Below are 19958 nucleotides of genomic sequence, written 5' to 3' on the forward strand. Positions count from 1 at the left end.
TCGCAATTTGCGCTCAAGCGGTCCAAGCCATGATTAAACAACGCACCCTGAAGAATATTATCCGTGCCACAGGTGTAGGTCTGCACTCCGGGGAGAAGGTATACCTGACCCTCAAACCTGCACCTGTCGACACCGGCATCGTGTTTGTTCGTGCCGACCTGGACCCTGTGGTGCAGATTCCTGCTCGCGCGGAAAACGTTGGCGAAACCACGATGTCGACCACATTGGTCAACGGTGACGTCAAAGTGGATACGGTGGAGCACTTGCTCTCGGCCATGGCTGGCCTGGGCATCGATAACGCCTACGTCGAGCTCTCCGCGTCCGAAGTCCCGATCATGGATGGCAGCGCTGGACCCTTCGTATTCTTGATTCAATCTGCCGGCCTGGAAGAACAGGACGCAGCCAAGAAGTTCATTCGCATTCTGCGGGAAGTGACAGTAGAAGACGGCGACAAGCGCGCCACCTTCGTCCCGTTCGAAGGTTTTAAAGTGAGCTTTGAGATCGATTTCGATCACCCGGTATTCCGTGACCGCACCCAAAGTGCAAGCGTGGATTTTTCCAGCACTTCGTTCGTAAAAGAAGTCAGCCGCGCCCGTACCTTTGGTTTCATGAGTGACATCGAGTACCTGCGCAAGCACAACCTCGCACTCGGCGGCAGCGTTGAAAACGCCATTGTGGTCGACGCGGATGGTGTACTGAACGAAGACGGCCTTCGCTACGAAGACGAATTCGTGAAGCACAAGATCCTCGATGCAATCGGTGACCTCTACCTGCTGGGCAATAGCCTGATAGGCGAGTTCAAAGGCTTCAAGTCGGGCCACGCCCTTAACAACCAGCTGCTGCGCAAGTTGATTGAGCAGACAGACGCTTGGGAAGTCGTGACCTTCGAAGATGCCAGCACCGCACCGATCTCTTACATGCGTCCCGTTGCGGCGGTGTAAGTAACAACTCTCTTTCTTTAGTTTTGAAAGGCCGCCTTCGGGTGGCCTTTTTTTATGCCTGAATTTTAGGGGGCTTAGTGGCGATCGGGCCTATTGTGGTGAGCGGGCTTGCTGTGGTGAGCGGGCTTGCCCCGCGCTGGGCTGCGGAGCTGCCCCAGTACTGCCAGCGCGGTTCAGCCTGAAGAAGCGCGGCGTCTGTTTTTAGGGCCGCTTCGCGCCCCAGCGCGGGGCAAGCCCGCTCACCACAACAGGCCCGCTCACCACACCAAGCCTGTTCACAACAGTAAGCCCGCTCACCGCAGAAACGCCGTGTTCATTAAAGGACCGAAGCATCCACGATACGGTTGCGCCCGGTGTGCTTGGCTTCATAGAGCGCCTGATCCGCACTTAGCAACAACGCCTCCAGCGACTGACGGCTACGCTTGTCCCAAGTACTCATGCCAATGCTCACCGTAATCGGCTGGTCATCGCCTGACACCTTGGGCAAGTACTCGATGGCGCTGCGGATGTGCTCGGCGATCACCCAAGCGCCCTTGGCGTCGGTCACCGGCAACACCACCGCGAACTCTTCGCCGCCATAACGTGCGGCCAGGTCGGCCGGTCGGCGGATGTTGCTGCCGATCACTTGGGCCACGCTGCGCAACGCGTCGTCGCCGCCGTGATGGCCGTGGCGGTCGTTGAAGGCCTTGAAGTGGTCCACGTCAATCATCAGCACCGTTAGCGGCTCGGTGGAGCGCTGAGCGCGGTCCCACTCAAGGCGCAGGCGCTCATCCAGAACGCGCCGGTTGGCCAGGCCGGTCAACGCATCGGTGGCTGCCAGTTCTGACAGTACTCGTTCAGCGCGACGCCGCCGTCGCAGTTCCCGGCGTAGCAACCAGGTCAGCCACAACAAGCCGGCGCAGAGCACCCCGGTGGCACCACTGGTCAGCAGTGCCGCGCGTCTCCAGGGCGCGAATACGTCCTCGCTGGACAACGCTACCACCACGATCAGCGGCAGGGCACCGACATTGGTAAAGGTATACAGGCGCTCTTTACCACTGATGGCAGAGATCGCCTGAAAGCTGCCGCTTCCGTCGCGCAGTATTCGCTTGAAGTTAGGCCGGTCACTCAGGTCCTTGTCGATCATGTCGCGTTCGAGCAGCGGCTGCTGCGCCAGGAGAATGCCGTTGTTGTTCAGCAGGTTGACGCTGCTGCCGTTGCCGATGGTCAGGGTGTTGAAGAGCTGGTCGAAATACGCCAGGCGCATGGTCGCGACCGCTACGCCGACAAACTCCCCCTTGGGGCCCGACACACGTCGACTGAATGCCATGCGCCAGACCTGGTCGCAGTCGCAATGGATCTTGAAGGGGCGACTGATAAACAGGCCGGCGTTGGCGTCCTTGGCATGCACCTGGAAATAATCGCGGTTGGCAAAATTACGTGGCGTGGGCCGCAGTGTGGAGGAGTCGGCGATAACCTTGCCGTCGGCATCCAGCAGCAAGACCTCACCTTTGAAAGGCGCCGCCGTGGATAAATCAAACTGCACCAAGTGCTGGATATTGGCGGCAACCTGGGACAGGTCTTCACGTTGCGTGGCCGTAATCAGCCCGTTGAGCGCCAGGTCATACAGCTCGACGTTACGCAGCACGTCGGCGTTGATCAATTGGGCGATGTTGGTGGTAGATCGCTTGGCCGCCTCCAGCGTGCTGGCGTGTTCGCGAATCAACAGCACCGCGACAATGATTACAATCAGGGCAACGCTGAGCCCGCTGCCCAGCATCAGTAACAACTCAGGATGTGCGGGTGAGGTACGAACAGGGCGTGGACTCATCGGGCAGACTTCAGCGGTGAGGATGCTGGCAGTTTAGTTCTACCCGATGAAAATTAAATACGTGGTTAAAAAGAAAAAGACGTCTTTCAGAACACGTTGATCGGGTAGTCGACGATCACCCGGTATTCATCCACATCCCGATCCACCGCCGAGTAACCATTGCTGCCACGGTTGACCGCCCATTGCAGGCGCACCGCCAGGTCCTTGGCCTTGCCGTCTTGCACTACGTATTTCAGGTCGATGTCCCGTTCCCAATGCTTGGCGTCTTTACCGTCGGCGCTGTACCACGCGCTATAGCCACGGCTCTGCGGGTCGACCTTGGTCAGGTCGGTCTTGCCGCTGATATAGGACACGGCCGAGGTCAGGCCGGGCAGGCCCAGGCCGCCAAAGTTATAGGCGTACTTGAGTTTCCACGAGTGCTCATTGGGACCGTTGAAGTCGGAGTACTGCTGGGAGTTGTCCAGGTACACGCTGTCGCCCTGGGCGATGTAGTCGAACGGTGTGTTGCCGTTGACCCGCTGGTATGCGGCCGTGACGCTGTGATGGCCGACGTCCACGGTGAAGTGCAGGCTGTAGGTGTTGTTGTCGATATCCCCCAGCAGCGACTGTCCGGTGTCCTGGGTATGGTAGTAGTGCAGACCGGGGTTGAGACTGATCATCTCGTTCACCACATAGGTGTAGTCCAGGTCGTAGTAGTACTGGTTCCACACGTCCTTGAGCTCGGAGGCGTAGAGGTTGCTGGTCAGCCCGTCGATGCCGCTGAACGACACGCCGGCCCAGTTCATGTGCTGGCTATCGGTATTGCTGGGCAGCGCACCATAGCTGGTGCCGATGCGGCGGTGGCCGCTCTGGTTGTAGAGCTTGGTGAAGCTGGCCTGGCCACCTTCGAACATCCAGCCGTCGAGGCTGTGGTTGGTCAGGCTCACGCCACGGAAGGTCTGCGGCAGCATGCGGGTTGCGCCGCCGGCGATCACTGGGTTATTGAGGAACAGGTCGCCGGCCCTCAACTCGGTATCGAACGCGTGCATTTTCAACGCGCCACCCGCCGTCGAGAACGAGCCGGGCGCCTTACCGTTGCCACTGCCGTACGGAAGGATGCTGGAACCATCCGTACCGCCACCGCCGTCCAGCTTCAGACCGAGCATGGCATGGGCGTCCAGGCCGAAGCCGACGGTGCCCTGGGTGTAGCCGGATTCGAAGGTACCGATGAAACCCTGGCCCCATTCCTTGCTGTCATCGGTGTGGATGTCGCGACGGTCGCGGTTCATGTAGTAGTTGCGGGTGTTGATATTGAGGTGGGCACCTTCGACGAAACCGTCGGTGGGGGTGGTGTCTGCCGCATGGGCAAGAGGGGCAATCGTTGCTGCAATCGCGAGGAATAACGGGGTGAACGTCAGCGAGTTCTTCACCGGTGGAGCTCCTTTGGTCAATCGAAAACGGCCAATGTCGTGGGGGTGCCTGGCCTTTTTTTACGGCAAAAAAAAGCCGCTGAAGTCAGCGGCTTTAAGACAGATTCCCAGTGTAGAGCCCTGGAAATAAGTCGAGGGAAATTCGGGTAAGCGGGAGGCTGCCTTTGCCGTCGCGCTCATCGATGCGTCAAATTAACGCAGGCGAGCGGTACGATACAGAGTGTAACAAGATAATGACTGTTGCCCAAATCGCAACAAACACACCGCGGTCCTTGTAGGAGCCGGCTTGCCGGCGATAGCGGTGGGTCAGTCATGCACACGTCGACCCGAACACCGCCATCGCCGGCAGTGTCAGACAGGCAAAGTGATGCCAAAGGTATTGCCGCCGCCCTCACTGCGCACGAACACATCACCACCGTGCATCAAGGCAATCGCCTTGACGATGGCCAGCCCCAGGCCATGGTTGGCGCCGCTGTTGCTGCGTGACGCATCCACCCGATAAAACCGTTCGAACAGACGTGGCAAGTGTTCGCTGGCAATGACGTCGCCGGGGTTGGTGACGCCGATCGCCACGTGATGTTCTTGCACCTCGATATTCACCACGATCACCTGCCCAGGCGCGGTGTGCTGCACCGCGTTGCTCAGCAGGTTGATCAGCGCTCGGCGCAGGTGGGCTTTTTCGATCTGCACCGTGGCATCGCCCTTTACCTGTACCTTGACCTGGGCGTCTTCAAGAATGAAGTCCAGGTAGTCGAGGGTGGTGGCTACTTCGTCGGCCAGGGAGCTTTCGATCAACTTGGTGGCCTTGCTGCCCTGGTCGGCGCTGGCCAGGAACAGCATGTCATTGATGATCGAACGTAGGCGCTCCAGCTCTTCAAGGTTCGATTGCAGCACCTCGAAATAATGCTCGGCCGAACGCCCTCGGGTCAGCGCCACTTGGGTCTGGCCGATCAGGTTGGTCAGCGGCGAGCGCAGTTCGTGGGCGACGTCGGCGTTGAACGATTCCAGGCGTGAATAGGCCTGCTCGACGCGGTCGAGGGTGGAGTTGAACGAATTGACGAACTGGCTCAGCTCCGGCGGCAGCGGCGACAGCTGCAGGCGGCCAGACAGTTTTGGTGGTGCGAGCTTCTGCGCCTCATCCGAGAGCTTGCCCAAGGGTTTGAGCCCGATGCGCGCCACCCAGAATCCCAGCAATGAGGCCAGCACCACACCCACCAGCGCCAGGCTGACCAACGCGACCAGCAGGTGGTGCTGGGTCGCCCGGAAATTTTCCGTGTCGATGGCGATCATGAAACGCAGCGGCGGGCGCTGATCCTTGGCCGGGAACTGGCTCACCAGCACTTTGAGCGGATATTCGCGCCCCGGCAGGCGCAGGTCGCGCTTGCCCGTCGGCCCCTCGGCAAAGGCGCGGATCTGTGCGTCAGGGTTGCCGTATTCGTAGTTCGGATCGCTGCTCACTACCCAGAAGCGGATGCGTTTGTCCTCCTCGCCCAACAGCTTGAGCTTGGCCTGCATCTTCACCCAATGGTCCGGCGTGCCAAAGCGATTTACCGAAGACTCCAACACGCTGTAGCGCGCATCCAGCTCGGCACCCGGCAATAAGCCCAGGCTGCGGTCCACCTGTTGATACAGCGCGCCGCCGATCAACAGGAAGATCAGCGCCGCCACCAGGGTGAACAGGCTGCTCAGGCGCAGGGCAATGGAGTTAACTGGCACTTCGACTCTCCAGCACATACCCCATGCCCCGGATGGTGTGCAGCAGCTTGGTGTCGAACGGCCCGTCAAGCTTGGCGCGCAGGCGCTTGATTGCCACTTCCACCACGTTGGCGTCGCTGTCGAAATTGATGTCCCAGACCATTTCCGCAATCGCGGTCTTGGACAGGATTTCGCCCTGGCGCCGCGCCAATACGCTGAGCAGCGAGAACTCCTTGGCAGTCAGGTCCAGGCGCAGGCCGTTGCGGCTGGCCTTGCGGCTGATCAGGTCGATCCACAGGTCGGCGACGGTCACCTGCACCGGCTCATGCCCACCGCTGCGACGGGTCAGGGCTTGCAGGCGGGCGACCAGTTCCAGGAAAGAAAACGGCTTGCCCAGGTAATCGTCGGCGCCTTCGCGCAGGCCACGGATACGATCTTCCACGCGTTCGCGAGCGGTCAGCATGATCACCGGCGTCTGTTTGCGCGCGCGCAAGGCGCGCAGCACGCCAAAGCCATCGAGGCCGGGCAGCATCACGTCGAGTACGATCACTGCGTAGTCGTTTTCGAGTGCCAGGTGCAGACCCTCGACGCCTTCGCGGGCCACATCGACCGTATAGCCTTGTTCCGTCAGGCCGCGGTGCAGGTAGTCCGCGGTTTTTTCTTCATCTTCAATAATCAGAATGCGCATGAGCCTTTTTGCTCCAGAGCCGGGCCTCAATCAGTGGTCGCCAACGCAGGCGTTGGTTTGGGCCGGTGGAAAAACTTCTCAAGGTACAAGTATATGACCGGTGTGGTGAACAGCGTCAGTGCCTGGCTCACCAGCAGGCCGCCGACCACCGCGATACCCAGCGGCTGGCGCATTTCCGCACCGGGGCCGGCGCCGAGCATCAGCGGCACCGCGCCAAGCAGGGCGGCGAGGGTGGTCATGATGATCGGCCGGAACCGCGTGACGCAGGCTTCATAGATCGCATCTTCCGGCGACAGGCCCCTGACACGCTGAGCCTCCAGGGCAAAGTCGATCATCAGGATGCCGTTCTTCTTCACGATGCCGATCAACAGCACCAGGCCGATCAGCGCCATGATCGAAAAGTCCTGCCCCATCAGTGACAGCATGATCAGCGCGCCCAACCCTGCCGAGGGCAAGGTCGAAATGATCGTCAGCGGGTGCACGAAGCTCTCGTACAGCACGCCGAGGATGATATACACCGCCACTAGCGCCGCCAGGATCAGCCACGGTTGGCTGGCCAGCGAACTCTGGAATGCCTGGGCTGCACCCTGGAAGTTGCCGATGATGGTGGTCGGCATGCCGATTTCATTCTTGGCCTGGTTGAGCATGATCACTGCATCGCCCAAGGCCACGCCCGGTGCCAGGTTGAACGACAGGTTGGCGGCCGGAAACATGCCGTCATGGCTGATCGAAAGTGGCCCCACGGTGGGCGGATCGACTTTGGCCAGGGCCGACAGCGGCACCATCTCGTTTGTCAGCGGCGAGCGCAGGTAAAAGTAGTTGAGGCTCTCGGCTTTGCCGCGTTGCTGGGTATCCAGTTCCAGCACCACTTGGTACTGGTTGATCTCGGTCTGGAATTCGTTGATCTGGCGCTGGCCGAACGCGTCGTACAGCGCCTGATCCACATCGGTGGCGGTGAGGCCAAAGCGCGCGGCGGCCTGGCGGTCGATGCTGATGTGGGTGATGCTGCCGCCCAGTTGCAGGTCGTTGGACAGGTCGCGAAACGCCGGGTTGGCGCGCAGTTTTTCGGTGAGGCGCTGGGTCCAGGTATTCAGCGTCGGGCCGTCATTGCTCTTGAGTACATACTGGTACTGGGCGCGGCTGGGGCCGGAGCTCAAGTTGATGTCCTGGCCGGCGCGCAGGTACAGGACGATGCCCGGCACCTTTGCCAGTTTCGGGCGGATACGGTCGATGAACTGGCTGGCGGACACATCGCGGTCGCCGCGGTCTTTCAAGGCGATCCAGAAACGGCCATTGGCGATGGTCTGGTTGCTGCCGGTCACACCCACTGAATGGGAAAACGCTTCCACCGCCGGGTCGGCCTTGACGATCTCGGCCAGGGCTTTGTGCTTGGCGACCATGTCCGGGTAGGACACGTCGGCCGCCGCTTCGCTGGTGCCCAGCACAAAACCGGTGTCTTGCACGGGGAAGAAGCCCTTGGGGATAAACACATAGCCGACCACGGCCAAGGCCAGGGTCACCACGAAAATTGCCGCCATGCTGCGTTGATGGGCCAGGGCACGACGCAGGTTGCGTGCATAGCCGGCCAGCAGTCGCTCGCTGAAACCGGGTTTGTCGTGGGCATGATGAGTGGGCGCGCGCATGAACAGCGCGGCGAGTGTCGGTGCCAACGTCAGCGAGACCACCACCGAAATCAGGATGGTCGAGGTGGCCGTCAGGGCGAACTCCTTGAACAACCGCCCGACCACGCCGCCCATGAACAACAGGGGAATAAACGCTGCCACCAGCGAGAAGCTGATGGACACCACGGTAAAGCCGATTTCACCAGCGCCTTTGATCGCCGCTTCGCGCTTGTCGAGCCCGGCTTCCAAGTGGCGGTGAATGTTTTCCACCACCACGATGGCATCGTCCACCACAAAGCCCACTGCGATGACGATCGCCACCAGCGTGAGGTTGTTCAAGCTGAAGCCCATCAGGTACATCAGCGCAAAGCTGGCGACCAGCGAAACCCCGAGCACACTGGACACAATCATCGTTGCCGACAATTGGCGCAGGAACAGCGCCATCACCGCCACCACCAGCAGGATGGCGATCAGCAACGTCACTTCCACTTCATGCAGGGAGGCGCGGATGGTCTTGGTGCGGTCGGTCAACACGCTGACCTGCACCGACGCTGGCAGCATCGCTTGCAGGCGCGGCAGCTCGGCTTGAATGCGGTCCACGGTCTCGACGATGTTCGCGCCCGGCTGACGCGAAATCACCAGGTTGACCCCGGGTGTGTCGCCGGACCAGGCCTGTACGTAGGCGTTTTCCGAACCGTTGATGACCTTGGCGATATCCCGCAGTTGAACCGGTGCGCCGTCCTTGTAGGACACGATCAGCTGCGCGTAGTCCTCCGGGTGGAACAACTGGTCGTTGGTCGACAGGGTCGACACGCTGTTCTCGCCGTAGATCGCGCCCTTGGCCAGGTTGAGGCTCGATTGCTGGATGGCCAAACGGATATCGGCCAGGGTCAGGCCAATGGCGGCGAGTTTGTCCGGCGATGCTTGGACGCGGATTGCCGGGCGCTGCTGGCCGGTGATGTTGATTTGGCCGACCCCGTCGATCTGGCTGATCTGCCGGGCCAGCAGGGTTTCCACATAGTCGCTCAACTCGGTGCTGGGCATGCTGTTGGAACTGACGCTGAGGATCAGTACTGGGCTGTCCGCCGGGTTGACCTTCTTCCAGGTCGGCAGGCTCGGCATGTCGCTGGGCAGCTTGCCGGACGCGGTGTTGATCGCCGCCTGTACTTCCTGCGCGGCAGTATCGATGCTTTTGTTCAAGGTGAATTGCAGGGTCAGCAAGCTTGAGCCCAGTGCACTGCTGGAGGTCATCTGGGTCATGCCGGGGATGGCGCTGAATTGCACCTCCAACGGCGTGGCCACGGACGAGGCCATGGTGTCCGGGCTGGCGCCGGGCAAGGTGGCAGTGACCTGGATCGTCGGAAATTCCGCTTCCGGCAGTGGGGCGATCGCCAGGCGCGGGAAGGCTATCAGCCCGAGCAGTACCAGGGCAAAGGTCAGCAGCAGGGTGGCGACCGGGTGGTCGACGCACCAGGCTGACGGCGAACGGCTCATGGCTGCACCTTGGCATCGACGGTCTGAATGACTTGCGGCGGCTCCTTGAGTATTTCCACCTGCGCACCCGCCTTGAGCCGTGACTGGCCATCGCTGACCAGCACATCGCCGGCCTGTACGCCCTTGATGATGTTCACGTCGCTGTCCTGGTAGGTGACCTGCACCGGCACCACGTCGACCTTGTCACCGTTGACCCGGTACACAAAATGCGAGTCCAGGCCGCGTTGCACGACGGTCGGTGGCACCACCAAGGCGTTTTTGTCGAGGGCGGTCTGGATCTTGATGGTCACCAGTTGCCCAGGCCACAGGCGCTGCGAGGCATTGTTGAATTCGGCCTTGGCGCGCAGGGTGCCCGTGGTGGAGCTGATCTGATTGTCGATCAGGCTCAGGTGACCTTCGCCGAGCAAGTCGCCGGTCTGGCCATCGGTGTCGGCGCCCAAGTAGGCATCGACGCTGGCTTTTGTGGGCGCCGCGATCAGGCCCTGCAAGGTGGGCAGCATTTGTTGCGGCAGGGAGAACTCGACGGCAATCGGATCGATCTGGGTCACGGAAAACAGGCCCTGGGTATCGGCGGAGCGCAAGAAGTTGCCTTCATCCACGGTGCGAATACCGACGCGTCCGCTGACCGGCGAGCGAATCTGCGTGTAGGAAAGTTGTACCTGAGCTGAATCGATTGCGGCCTGGTTGCCTTGGGCAGTGGCCTTGAGCTGGTTGACCAGGGCTTGTTGCTGGTCATAAGTCTGCTTGGACACGCCGTCGTCGACGCTCAACTCCTTGTAGCGCTTGAGGTTGACCAGCGCCACCTGCAATTGCGCCTGGCTTTCGCCCAGTTGGGCCTTGGCCTGGTCCAGGCTGGCACGGATCGAGCGGTCATCGATGGTCGCCAGCAGGTCACCGGCCTTGACCAGCTGGCCTTCCTTGACCAGTAATTTAGTCAGGATGCCGTCCACTTGCGGGCGAATCACCACACTGTGTAGCGACAACACTGAGCCGATCCCGCTGACAAAGCGCGGAATGTCCTGCTGCGCCACGCTCACCACCCGCACCGGAATCGCGGTGGGTGCCGCCAGTTTGGACTTGGCCGGTCGGGTCAGTGCCCAGGTTGCAACGGCCAACACCACGAGGACCCCCACGATCAGGGCGGTTTTTCGTTGAATGTGCATCGACGGACACCAGAGGCGCAGTTGCACGTTTCAAGCTGCAAGCTGCAAGTTGAGGTTTGGATAAAAGCTTTATAGCGCGGCGACCCGGTCAGGATCGTGACGTCAAACTGACAGCCATGACAGCTAGTGCTTTAAACTTGCCGCTTGAAGCTTACCGCTTGGCCCTCCGGCCCCGCTATACTCGCGCTTTTACACCAATACCCGCGCCGGAGCCCTTATGACTTCCCCGACACAACCCCCTGTTGAAGCGGCCGACCTTGTCGCTCCGGCCAGCGCCGAAGGCGTTGAAAAAGCCGAGATCCCGGCGTTCAAGTTTCCCTTCAAGCCGGGTGAACTGGCTGGGGCCAAGAACGCCGCCCAGCCCTGGTACAAGAATGGAGCCAAAAACGGCCACACCAAGTCCCCGGGCATGGCCCCGCCGGGCACCCGTCGCTCAATGGGTAAACGTTAAGATTAATCGGTTGTAATATTTGGCGGATGTTGCCTACAGCTCCCGTCGATGTTTCTGCTTGTAGGCATGCGACCGTTTCTTGAAAGCTTGCACAGCTTCCGCTCTGCCCTGGTTTCGTATCGGGCCTGAGCGGAGGGTGCTCTTTCCGGAAAAGGACGTTTCCTGTGGCCCTGATACACCTTTGTGTAGCGCTTGTCCTATTGCTCGCAGTGGATGCCGTCGCAGGCATTGATCAACCACGGCGCGAAATCCGTTTTGCGGTTGCCGCATTGTTCCCTCCCTTCCAGAGTCGCGATCCGCAAGGGCAACTGGTCGGCATGCACATCGAGCTCGGTAATGCCCTGTGCCAGCAATTGAATGTGCGCTGTACCTGGATCGATCAGGTGCTGGTCGAAAACTTCAACGACCTTGACGCCCGGAAATTCGATGCAATTATGGGCATTGCCTCCACACCTCAGCGGCGCCGCCGGGTGAGTTTCACCGATAACCTCTACCCGTTCACCACGCGCCTCGTTGCGCACCGGTCCTCGGGCCTCATGCCGACTACAACGTCACTCAAAGGCAAGCGTGTCGGCGTTTTGCTAGGGAGTAATCGCGAAGCCTTTGCCTTGTCTCAGTGGGCTCGCGAAGGTGTGATCATCAGGAGTTTTTGGCTCAACGACGAACTGGTCCGTAGCCTAGTGGCAGGCCATATCGATGCGACACTGCAGGGCTCCGTGGAAATCCGCAACGTACTGCTCGACACCGCTGCCGGCGCAGATTTCGACTTCCTGGGCCCTGCTGTTTCCGCTGAGCTACTGGGCGACGGCATCGCGATCGCATTGCGTAACACGGACACTGCGTTGCGTACTGAACTCAACCGCGCCCTCGAACAGCTCAAGCACAATGGTGAGTACCAACGGATCCTTGCGCCTTATCGATTGGACCCACAATGATGGCCAATTAATTGCGCGGAACATGAGCTGGATCAGTATTTGCCCCTCCGGTGCGCTTAGAGTCGACGCCCTGCCGACTCCTCCAACAATCACGAGCGCGCTTCTCCATGAAGATCAATCTGCCGGTCACCGGTCGGAATGTGGACTTTGCTCCCGACGCCAATATCCTTTCGACCACCGACCTGACCAGCGCGATTACCTACGCCAACCAGGACTTTATCCACATCAGCGGTTACAGCCATGACGAGCTGCTGGGCATGCCGCATAACGTCCTGCGCCATCCGGATATGCCGTCCGAGGCGTTTGCCCATATGTGGCAAACCCTAAAGGGCGGGCGTTCGTGGATGGGCATGGTGAAAAACCGTTGCAAGAACGGCGATCACTATTGGGTCAGCGCCTATGCCACGCCGGTGACCCGCGACGGAGCGACGGTGGAGTATCAATCGGTGCGTACCAAGCCGGATGCCCGCAGGATTACCCTGGCAGAGCAGGCCTACGCGCGCTTGCGAGCCGGCAAGCGTGCGACGGGGCCGGCCATCGGCATAGGCACGAAACTGGTGGTTTGGGTCGCCGTCACCTGTGGTGCGACCTTGGCATCGGGTCTTGGCCTGGCGGAATACGTGTTGGCCTGGCAATTACTCGCGCTTCTGGCGGGATCTGCGGTTGGGGCTATGGGTGTGCGGGCGATCTTGCGGCCCCTGGCCCAGTTGCAAGAACGGGCGCGCCGCATCGCCGACAATCCCCTGAGCCAGGCGATCTATACCGGACGTCGTGACGAGTGCGGGCAGATCGAGTTTGCCCTGCACATGCTCGAAGCCCAGGTGGGCGCCGTGGTGGGCCGTATCGGCGATGCCTCTCAGCGCTTGTCCGGCCATGCCGCGCAATTGGTGCGGCACCTCGACAGCAGCCACGCCAGTAGCCTGGGTCAGCAAACCCAGACCGACCAAGTGGCGGCGGCGATCCACCAGATGGCCGCCAGCGTGGCCGAAATGGCCAACCACGCGCAGCAGGCGTCCAAGGCTGCCGACCAGGCTGGCAGCGAAACCCGCGAAGGCCATCAGCGTGTGGATCAAAGCCGTGATGCGGTGTTGCGCCTGTCCCAGGAATTGGCGCGTGCCACTGAGGTGATCCACCAGTTGGAAAGCCACAGCGGCGAGATCAGCGGCGTGCTGGAGGTGATCCGCACGATTGCCGAGCAGACCAACTTGCTGGCGCTGAATGCTGCTATCGAAGCGGCGCGTGCGGGTGAGCAGGGGCGCGGGTTTGCCGTGGTGGCGGATGAAGTGCGCGGACTGGCGCAGCGCACGCAGCAATCGACCGATGAAATCCAGCGCATGATCAGCACCCTGCAAGGCGGCGCCCGTGATGCGGTGCAGGCCATGGCCCAGAGTAGCGAGCACGTCGAAGCCAGCGTCGAACAAGCACTACGTGCCGCCGCCGCGCTGGATGGCATCAGCCAGCGCGTCACGCAAATCACCGCCATGAGCCAGCAGATCGCAACGGCTGTGGAAGAACAGAGCGTGGTGAGTGAAGACATCAACCGCAATATCGTCGGCATTCGGGACGCCGGGGAGGCCACCGTCAGCGCCGGGCAGCAAAGCCAGCTCAGCTCAAACGATGTGGCGGCGTTGGCGGAGGATCTGCGTCAATTGGCGAGAGAATTCTGGTCTAAGCCGCGCGTAACGGGATAAACGCATAGTTGGCCGGCACTTCGGTGGCAATCTGCGCCCCGGCATCCAGCACCTGCTCGGCGATGTCCAGCCCCGACACATGGAACACCCATTCATTGGCCACGGACGGCTGACTCACCGCCAACTCAATCGCCTGGGCGAATGCGCCCATGTCCGGCAAGTAAGCGGTAAAGCCATCACCCTTGAGCGCCGTGGTGCGAATGCCCAGCAAGGCACACACCGCTTCCTTGGTCTGCACATCGTCGCGGTCGGCCTGGCGCGAGCGGCGGATCAGTTCAGCCAGGTCCTGGTCCATCAGCTCACCGCCGACGATCAGCGTCGGGCCCTGTTCCCAGGATTCCGGCGGGCAATCCTTGGCGGCGGGGTTCAGCGGGATATGCGGGTTGATCTCCATCGGATAGATGCGGCACACCAACGGGCGACGTTCATAGATGCGGCACCGGTTGTCTTCGTCAAGATTCCGGCAGCGCCCGGCGTTGTAGGCGGCAAAGGTGATTGCCACAAACGCCTCGGTACTGCCGCTGGGCACCACTACCGAACGGCGCTCGGCATGTTCGCGTTGCTGCTGGGGCAGCCCCAGGCCGTTGACCAGGAAACCTTCCGCCAGAACGATGACGTTACCGCCGTCCGCCGCCCACATCCGGGCTTCTTCGAGGGTCAGGGGCACGTGGTGGTCGGAGCAGCATTTGCCGCAACCGACGCAGGAAAATTGAGTATTCATGGCGGATCTGTCACCAGGCTAGGTCAGAGGGCACGCAAGAACGGTGACGGGTTTTTACCTCTGTTCACCGATTCGCTCTCTGGAAGCAAGTAACACGCCAGTGCGTATCAGTCCTGAGCGACTACGTCGCGTAGGACAAATTTCATCCCCGCACTTTCATACAGCTGGCGAGCTCGCCCATTGCTCTCCAGCACCTTGAGGTCCACATAGGGTTCGCCGCGTTGCTTGAACGCCTGGAAGCTGTGCAGCAACAAGGCACGCCCCAGCCCTTGGCCTTGGGCGCAAGGATGAATGGAAAGGTTCTTGATAAAGGCGCTGGTCCAGCACTGGGCCACGCCGAGAATGCCGTCGCCGTTGCTGACCACCAGGCACAGCGTGGGATCGAACTCGGCATCGGTGGTGAACTGCTGCTGCCAGGTTTCCAGGTTGGGAACGCGACCGCCACCCTGATCCTGGGTCAGGCGCAATACGGCGTGAATCGCCGGGGCCAAGTCGTCACGGTAATGATCCAACTGCGTGCCCACCGGCCACTGCGGGGCGGGCAGGCTGCCGATAAGGTCGCGGCGCAGCAGTTGGAAATAATCGCTCACAGGCCTTTTTGCGCCACCGTTTGCGCGGCCACCACCAGGCACTTGGTCAGCTCCGGCGAAGAGAATTTGGTGAGCACTGCGTCGGCGCCGGCCAGCCGGGCTTTTTCGCTGTTCATCGCGCTGTCCAGGGAGGTGTGCAGCAGTACATAGAGGTGCTGGAAATCCGGGGTTTCGCGCAGGGTGCGGGTCAGGGCGTAGCCGTCCATTTCCGACATTTCGATGTCCGACACCACCACATTGATCTGCTCAACCGTGCCTTGCAGCTCCAGCAGCACGTCGATGGCTTCCTTGGCACTACGCGCGGTGTGGCAGGTGAGGCCAAGGTTACGCAGAGTGTGCACGGATTGCTGCAGGGCGACCTGACTGTCGTCCACCACCAGGATGCGTGCATTGCCGAGCACTTCGGCCTCTTCCATGGTCAGGTCGGTCGGCGCCGCTTCGATCGGTGCCGGGGCGATGCCGTGGATGACTTTCTCGATGTCCAGCACCTGCACCAGGCCGCCTTCCACCTGGGTGACCCCGGTGATGAACGCGCGGTTGCCCCCGGAGCCGTAGGGCGGTGGGCGAATGTCGGTGGTCAGGCAATGCACGATCTTGCTCACGGCTTGCACATGCAGGCCCTGCTTGGAGCGGCTCACGTCGGTGACGATCAGGCAGCCGCCATCAGGGTCCGCCAGGGGCATTTCGCCGAGGGCGCGGCTCAGGTCGATCACCGCCAGCGAGTTGCCGCGCAGAGTGGCGATGCCTTTGACGTGGGGGTGAGACTCCGGCAGCTTGGTTAGCGGCGGGCAGGGAATGATTTCGCTGACTTTCAGCAGGTTGATCGCCATCAGCTTGCCGCTGCGCAAGGTAAAGAGCAGAAGCGAGAGTGAGTCTGCGCGGGCTTTGGTGGTGGACATAAAAACCTTCTGTGGATCAGGGATGACGATCTTCTATGGAAGGTTATCGACCTGTGCACCCAAAACTGTAGGAGCGCCGGCGATGAAGCCCGCACGATCGCCATCGCCGGCAAGCCGGGCTCCTACAGAGGATAAGCGGGTGTCAGCCCTTCCACACCTGGGGGTTCACCAGGTCCTGCGGACGTTGGCCCAGCAGGGCGCTGCGCAGGTTGTCCAGGGCGCGGTTGGCCATGGCTTCGCGAGTTTCGTTCGTGGCCGAACCGATGTGCGGCAAGGTCACGGCATTGTTCAGTTGGAACAGCGGCGACTCGGCCAGTGGTTCCTGCTCATATACATCCAGCCCGGCGCCACGGATGCGCTGGTTTTGCAGGGCTTCGATCAGCGCCGGTTCGTCGACCACCGGGCCACGGGAGATGTTGATCAGGATCGCACTGGACTTCATCAACCCTAGTTCGCGGGTGCTGATCAGATGACGGGTCTTGTCGCTCAACGGCACCACCAGGCACACGAAATCTGCCTCGGCCAGCAGCTCATCCAGGCTGCGAAATTGCGCGCCCAGCTCCTGCTCCAGTGCCGGCTTGCGGCTGTTGCCGCTGTACAGGATCGGCATGTTGAAACCCAGGCGCCCTCGCCGGGCCACGGCCGCGCCGATGTTGCCCATGCCGACGATGCCGAGTGTTTTGCCATGTACATCGCAACCAAACAACGGCGCGCCGACGCTGGCTTTCCATTGGCCGGCCTTTGTCCAGGCGTCCAGCTCGGCCACCCGACGGGCGCTGCTCATGAGCAAAGCAAAGGCCAGGTCGGCGGTGCTTTCGGTGAGCACGTCGGGGGTGTTGGTGAGCATGATCCCGCGTTCGTTGAAGTACGCCACATCGTAGTTGTCATAGCCCACTGACACGCTGGACACCACTTCCAGCTTGCTCGCGCCCTGCAACTGCTCGCGCCCCAGCTTACGGCCCACGCCGATCAGGCCGTGGGCGTGGGGCAGGGCTTCATTGAATTGAGCGTTGATGTCGCCCAGCTTGGGGTTGGGCGCGATCACCTCGAAGTCCTGTTGCAGGCGTTCGATCATTTCCGGGGTGACGCGGCTGAAGGCGAGGACAGTCTTTTTCATTGCAGGCGGGCTCATCGACTACGGAAGAATGCCAAGCACGCTAACATTCCTGCTGCCGCTTGTCAGTTGGCCATCCGCGCGCCGCTGAGGCTGCCACTCAACTCATACGCCACCAGTTCCGCCTGGTGCGCTGCCAGAATCTCCGGCAGCGAGCCGCGCAGGTATTCCACCCAGGTTTTGATCTTCGCATCCAGGTATTGGCGCGACGGGTAGATGGCGTACAGGTTCAGTTCCTGGGAACGGTAGTTGGGCATCACTCGCACCAGGGTGCCGTTGCGCAGGCCTTCGATGGCCGCGTACACAGGCAACAGGCCGACGCCCATGCCGCTGGTGATCGCGGTTTTCATCGCATCGGCCGAGTTCACCAGGAACGGCGAGGTGTTGATCGCCACGCTTTCCTGGCCTTCTGGGCCGTTGAAGGTCCATTTATCCAACTGGATCACCGGGCTGACCAGGCGCAGGCAGGCGTGGTTGAGCAAGTCCTGTGGGCGCTGCGCGCAACCTTTGGCCTTGACGTAATCCGGCGAGGCGCAGGCGATGCTGTAGGTGATGCCCAGGCGCTGGGACACGAAGCCTGAGTCCGGTAGCTCGCTGGCCAGCACGATGGACACGTCGTAGCCCTCATCGAGCAGGTCCGGCACGCGGTTGGCCAGGGTCAGGTCGAAGGTCACGTCCGGGTGGGTACGGCGGTAGCGCGCAATCGCATCGATGACGAAGTGCTGGCCGATACCGGTCATGGTGTGCACTTTCAACTGCCCCGCGGGGCGCGCGTGGGCGTCGCTGGCTTCGGCCTCGGCTTCCTCGACATAGGCCAGGATCTGTTCGCAGCGCAGCAGATAGCGTTTACCGGCCTCGGTCAGCGCGATGCGTCGGGTGGTGCGGTTGAGCAAGCGGGTTTGCAGATGGGCCTCAAGGTTGGAGACCGCGCGCGACACATTGGCCGTGGTGGTATCCAGTTGCACGGCGGCGGCGGTGAAGCTGCCGGCTTCGGCCACGCAACTGAAGGCGCGCATGTTTTGCAAAGTGTCCATGGAGTGTTCTCAGGGGAGATAACAAATTGTGACAGAAAGTTACGCCGTCCAGTGATCCCTACCAACGGATTATCGCCTGAACGGTAACAAAGATTCACAGGAATACCAGCTTATCGTCGTTCATGCCGCCGCCTAGAATTGCGCCACCTTTCCCGCTCCACCCTCTCAGGAATACGCTTGCCGTGCCGCGTCGCATCAGCAGAGAGCTTAAGACTCTCAGTGTTTGGGCTTTATCGTTAGCAATCAGCGGCTGCATCGGAACCGGAGGAATCGCCCCACAAGGCCAGTCTCTCGACGCCAACCACCTGGCTACCGACGAAGCCATCCAGAGCGCCGCCCAGGACGCCCGCTGGCCCACCGAGCAATGGTGGCAAGCCTACGGCGACCCGCAACTGAACCGCTGGGTCGACTTGGCCACGCAGCATAGCCCGAGCCTGGCCATGGCCGCCGCGCGAGTGCGTGAGGCGCGGGCCATGGTCGGGATTGCCGAGTCGGCCGAGTCGCTGCAGATCAACAGCGACACCACCCTCAAGCGCCACAACTGGCCGAAGGATCAGTTCTATGGTCCTGGCGAGCTGAGCGGAGCCAACACCTGGGACAACAATGCCTCCCTGGGCCTGAGCTACGCCCTCGACTTGTGGGGCCGCGAAAGCAATGCCACCGAACGTGCCGTCGACCTGGCGCACATGAGCGCCGCCGAAGCGCGCCAGGCTCAACTCGAATTGCAGAACAACGTGGTGCGCGCCTATATCCAGTTGTCGTTGCATTACGCCAACCGCGATATCGTCGCGGCAACCCTGGCGCAACAGCAGCAGATCCTCGACCTGGCCAACAAGCGCTTGAACGCTGGGATCGGCACCCACTTCGATGTCAGCCAGGCCGAAACCCCATTGCCGGAAACCCATCGGCAACTGGACGCCCTCGACGAAGAGATCGCCCTGAGCCGTAACCAGTTGGCGGCCCTGGCGGGCAAAGGCCCGGGGGAAGGCGCGCGGTTGCAACGCCCGAGCCTGTCCCTGGGCGCGCCGTTGAAGTTGCCGTCGAGCCTGCCCGCGCAGTTGCTCGGTCAACGCCCGGACGTGGTCGCCAGCCGCTGGCAAGTCGCGGCCCAGGCCCGTGGCATCGATGTGGCCCACGCCGGTTTCTACCCCAACGTCGATCTGGTCGGCAGCCTCGGCTACATGGCCACCGGTGGCGGCATGCTGGAATTCCTGGCGGGCAAGAAATTCAACTACACCGTGGGACCTGCGATCACCTTGCCGATCTTCGACGGCGGCCGCCTGCGTGCGGAACTGGGCGAAGCCAGCGCCGGTTATGACATCGCCGTCGCCCAGTACAACCAGACCCTGGTCAATGCGCTCAAGGGCATCAGCGACCAACTGATCCGCCGCGAATCGATGGACAAGCAAGCCGCCTTCGCCGCGCAGTCGGTGGCCTCGGCGCAGAAGACCTACGACATCGCGATGATCGCCTATCAACGTGGCCTCACCGATTACCTGAATGTCCTGAATGCGCAGACCTTGCTGTTTCATCAGCAACAGATCGAGCAACAGGTACAAGCGGCTCGCCTGAGCGCCCACGCCGAACTGGTGACGGCCCTGGGCGGCGGCCTCGGCGCCGGCGACGATGTGCCGCAAGACGCCAAGACCCTCCCGAGCAAGACCCCGGCGGCGCTGGCCGTGTTTGATCACTGAGTAGGAT

At 61.5% G+C, this 19958-nt stretch carries 16 protein-coding genes and 1 pseudogene; 6 read left to right on the forward strand and 11 right to left on the reverse strand.

Translation table 11 applies throughout. The features are described from left to right. Window positions 1-29: 29 nt before the first annotated feature. Window positions 30-941, forward strand: coding sequence for a UDP-3-O-acyl-N-acetylglucosamine deacetylase (gene lpxC, locus U367_RS0124155; protein WP_003171886.1), 912 nt, complete (start codon window positions 30-32; stop codon window positions 939-941). A gap of 316 nt (window positions 942-1257) precedes the next feature. Here lpxC and U367_RS0124160 read toward each other — a convergent pair whose 3' ends face one another. From U367_RS0124160 to U367_RS0124185, 6 genes are all read right to left on the reverse strand, one after another. Then, window positions 1258-2751, reverse strand: a complete 1494-nt coding sequence (locus tag U367_RS0124160) for a sensor domain-containing diguanylate cyclase (protein ID WP_028618899.1) — start codon at window positions 2749-2751, stop codon at window positions 1258-1260. Between the two features lie 86 nt (window positions 2752-2837). After that, a complete protein-coding gene (locus tag U367_RS0124165) occupies window positions 2838-4160 on the reverse strand; it encodes an OprD family porin (protein WP_028618900.1) in 1323 nt (440 codons plus the stop codon). 351 nt (window positions 4161-4511) lie between these two features. Beyond that, window positions 4512-5876, reverse strand: coding sequence for a heavy metal sensor histidine kinase (locus U367_RS0124170; protein ID WP_028618901.1), 1365 nt, complete (start codon window positions 5874-5876; stop codon window positions 4512-4514). Continuing rightward, window positions 5866-6543 (reverse strand): heavy metal response regulator transcription factor, encoded by a 678-nt coding sequence (locus U367_RS0124175; protein WP_028618902.1) that lies wholly within the window; start codon window positions 6541-6543, stop codon window positions 5866-5868. The genes U367_RS0124170 and U367_RS0124175 overlap by 11 nt, the downstream gene beginning before the upstream one ends. A gap of 26 nt (window positions 6544-6569) precedes the next feature. Next, window positions 6570-9659 (reverse strand): multidrug efflux RND transporter permease subunit, encoded by a 3090-nt coding sequence (locus U367_RS0124180; protein WP_028618903.1) that lies wholly within the window; start codon window positions 9657-9659, stop codon window positions 6570-6572. Continuing rightward, window positions 9656-10822 carry an efflux RND transporter periplasmic adaptor subunit gene (locus tag U367_RS0124185; RefSeq protein WP_028618904.1) on the reverse strand — a complete coding sequence of 389 codons (1167 nt, stop codon included), beginning with the start codon at window positions 10820-10822 and terminating at the stop codon, window positions 9656-9658. Before U367_RS0124185 ends, U367_RS0124180 begins: the two co-directional genes overlap by 4 nt. 217 nt (window positions 10823-11039) lie before the next feature. Between U367_RS0124185 and U367_RS0124190 the strand changes: the two genes are divergently transcribed. The 4 genes and pseudogenes from U367_RS0124190 to U367_RS0124200 all read left to right on the forward strand — a co-directional run bounded on the left by U367_RS0124190 (window position 11040) and on the right by U367_RS0124200 (window position 13899). Continuing rightward, window positions 11040-11273, forward strand: a complete 234-nt coding sequence (locus U367_RS0124190) for a hypothetical protein (protein WP_028618905.1) — start codon at window positions 11040-11042, stop codon at window positions 11271-11273. Between the two features lie 164 nt (window positions 11274-11437). Continuing rightward, window positions 11438-12208 carry a transporter substrate-binding domain-containing protein gene (locus U367_RS0124195; RefSeq protein ID WP_028618906.1) on the forward strand — a complete coding sequence of 257 codons (771 nt, stop codon included), beginning with the start codon at window positions 11438-11440 and terminating at the stop codon, window positions 12206-12208. Between the two features lie 107 nt (window positions 12209-12315). Continuing rightward, a pseudogene (locus U367_RS1000000132825) lies at window positions 12316-12597 on the forward strand (PAS domain-containing protein); the annotation flags it as partial. A gap of 234 nt (window positions 12598-12831) precedes the next feature. After that, window positions 12832-13899: a methyl-accepting chemotaxis protein gene (locus U367_RS0124200; protein WP_394365199.1), complete on the forward strand. Its 1068-nt coding sequence runs from the start codon at window positions 12832-12834 to the stop codon at window positions 13897-13899. Here U367_RS0124200 and U367_RS0124205 read toward each other — a convergent pair. The 5 genes from U367_RS0124205 to U367_RS0124225 form a co-directional block, all read right to left on the reverse strand. Continuing rightward, entirely contained in the window at window positions 13877-14620 is a 744-nt protein-coding gene (locus U367_RS0124205; RefSeq protein ID WP_028618908.1) for a YkgJ family cysteine cluster protein, read from the reverse strand. The two genes, U367_RS0124200 and U367_RS0124205, sit on opposite strands and share 23 nt — an antisense overlap. A 107-nt stretch (window positions 14621-14727) precedes the next feature. Next, the gene (locus U367_RS0124210; protein ID WP_028618909.1) at window positions 14728-15210 is read right to left on the reverse strand and encodes a GNAT family N-acetyltransferase; all 483 of its coding nucleotides are present in this window, start codon (window positions 15208-15210) and stop codon (window positions 14728-14730) included. Beyond that, complete coding sequence (locus U367_RS0124215; RefSeq protein ID WP_016974976.1) at window positions 15207-16109, reverse strand: chemotaxis protein CheV; 903 nt, start codon at window positions 16107-16109, stop codon at window positions 15207-15209. The genes U367_RS0124210 and U367_RS0124215 overlap by 4 nt, the downstream gene beginning before the upstream one ends. Window positions 16110-16251: 142 nt before the next feature. Continuing rightward, a complete protein-coding gene (locus U367_RS0124220; RefSeq protein ID WP_028618910.1) occupies window positions 16252-17226 on the reverse strand; it encodes a 2-hydroxyacid dehydrogenase in 975 nt (324 codons plus the stop codon). Between the two features lie 62 nt (window positions 17227-17288). After that, window positions 17289-18257, reverse strand: a complete 969-nt coding sequence (locus U367_RS0124225) for a LysR family transcriptional regulator (protein WP_028618911.1) — start codon at window positions 18255-18257, stop codon at window positions 17289-17291. Window positions 18258-18439: 182 nt separating this feature from the next. Here U367_RS0124225 and U367_RS0124230 point away from each other — a divergent pair, with 182 nt between their 5' ends. Beyond that, a complete protein-coding gene (locus U367_RS0124230; protein ID WP_028618912.1) occupies window positions 18440-19951 on the forward strand; it encodes an efflux transporter outer membrane subunit in 1512 nt (503 codons plus the stop codon). Window positions 19952-19958 lie beyond the last annotated feature (7 nt).

Source organism: Pseudomonas canadensis (assembly GCF_000503215.1).
In the GTDB taxonomy this organism is placed as follows: Bacteria; Pseudomonadota; Gammaproteobacteria; order Pseudomonadales; family Pseudomonadaceae; genus Aquipseudomonas; species Aquipseudomonas canadensis.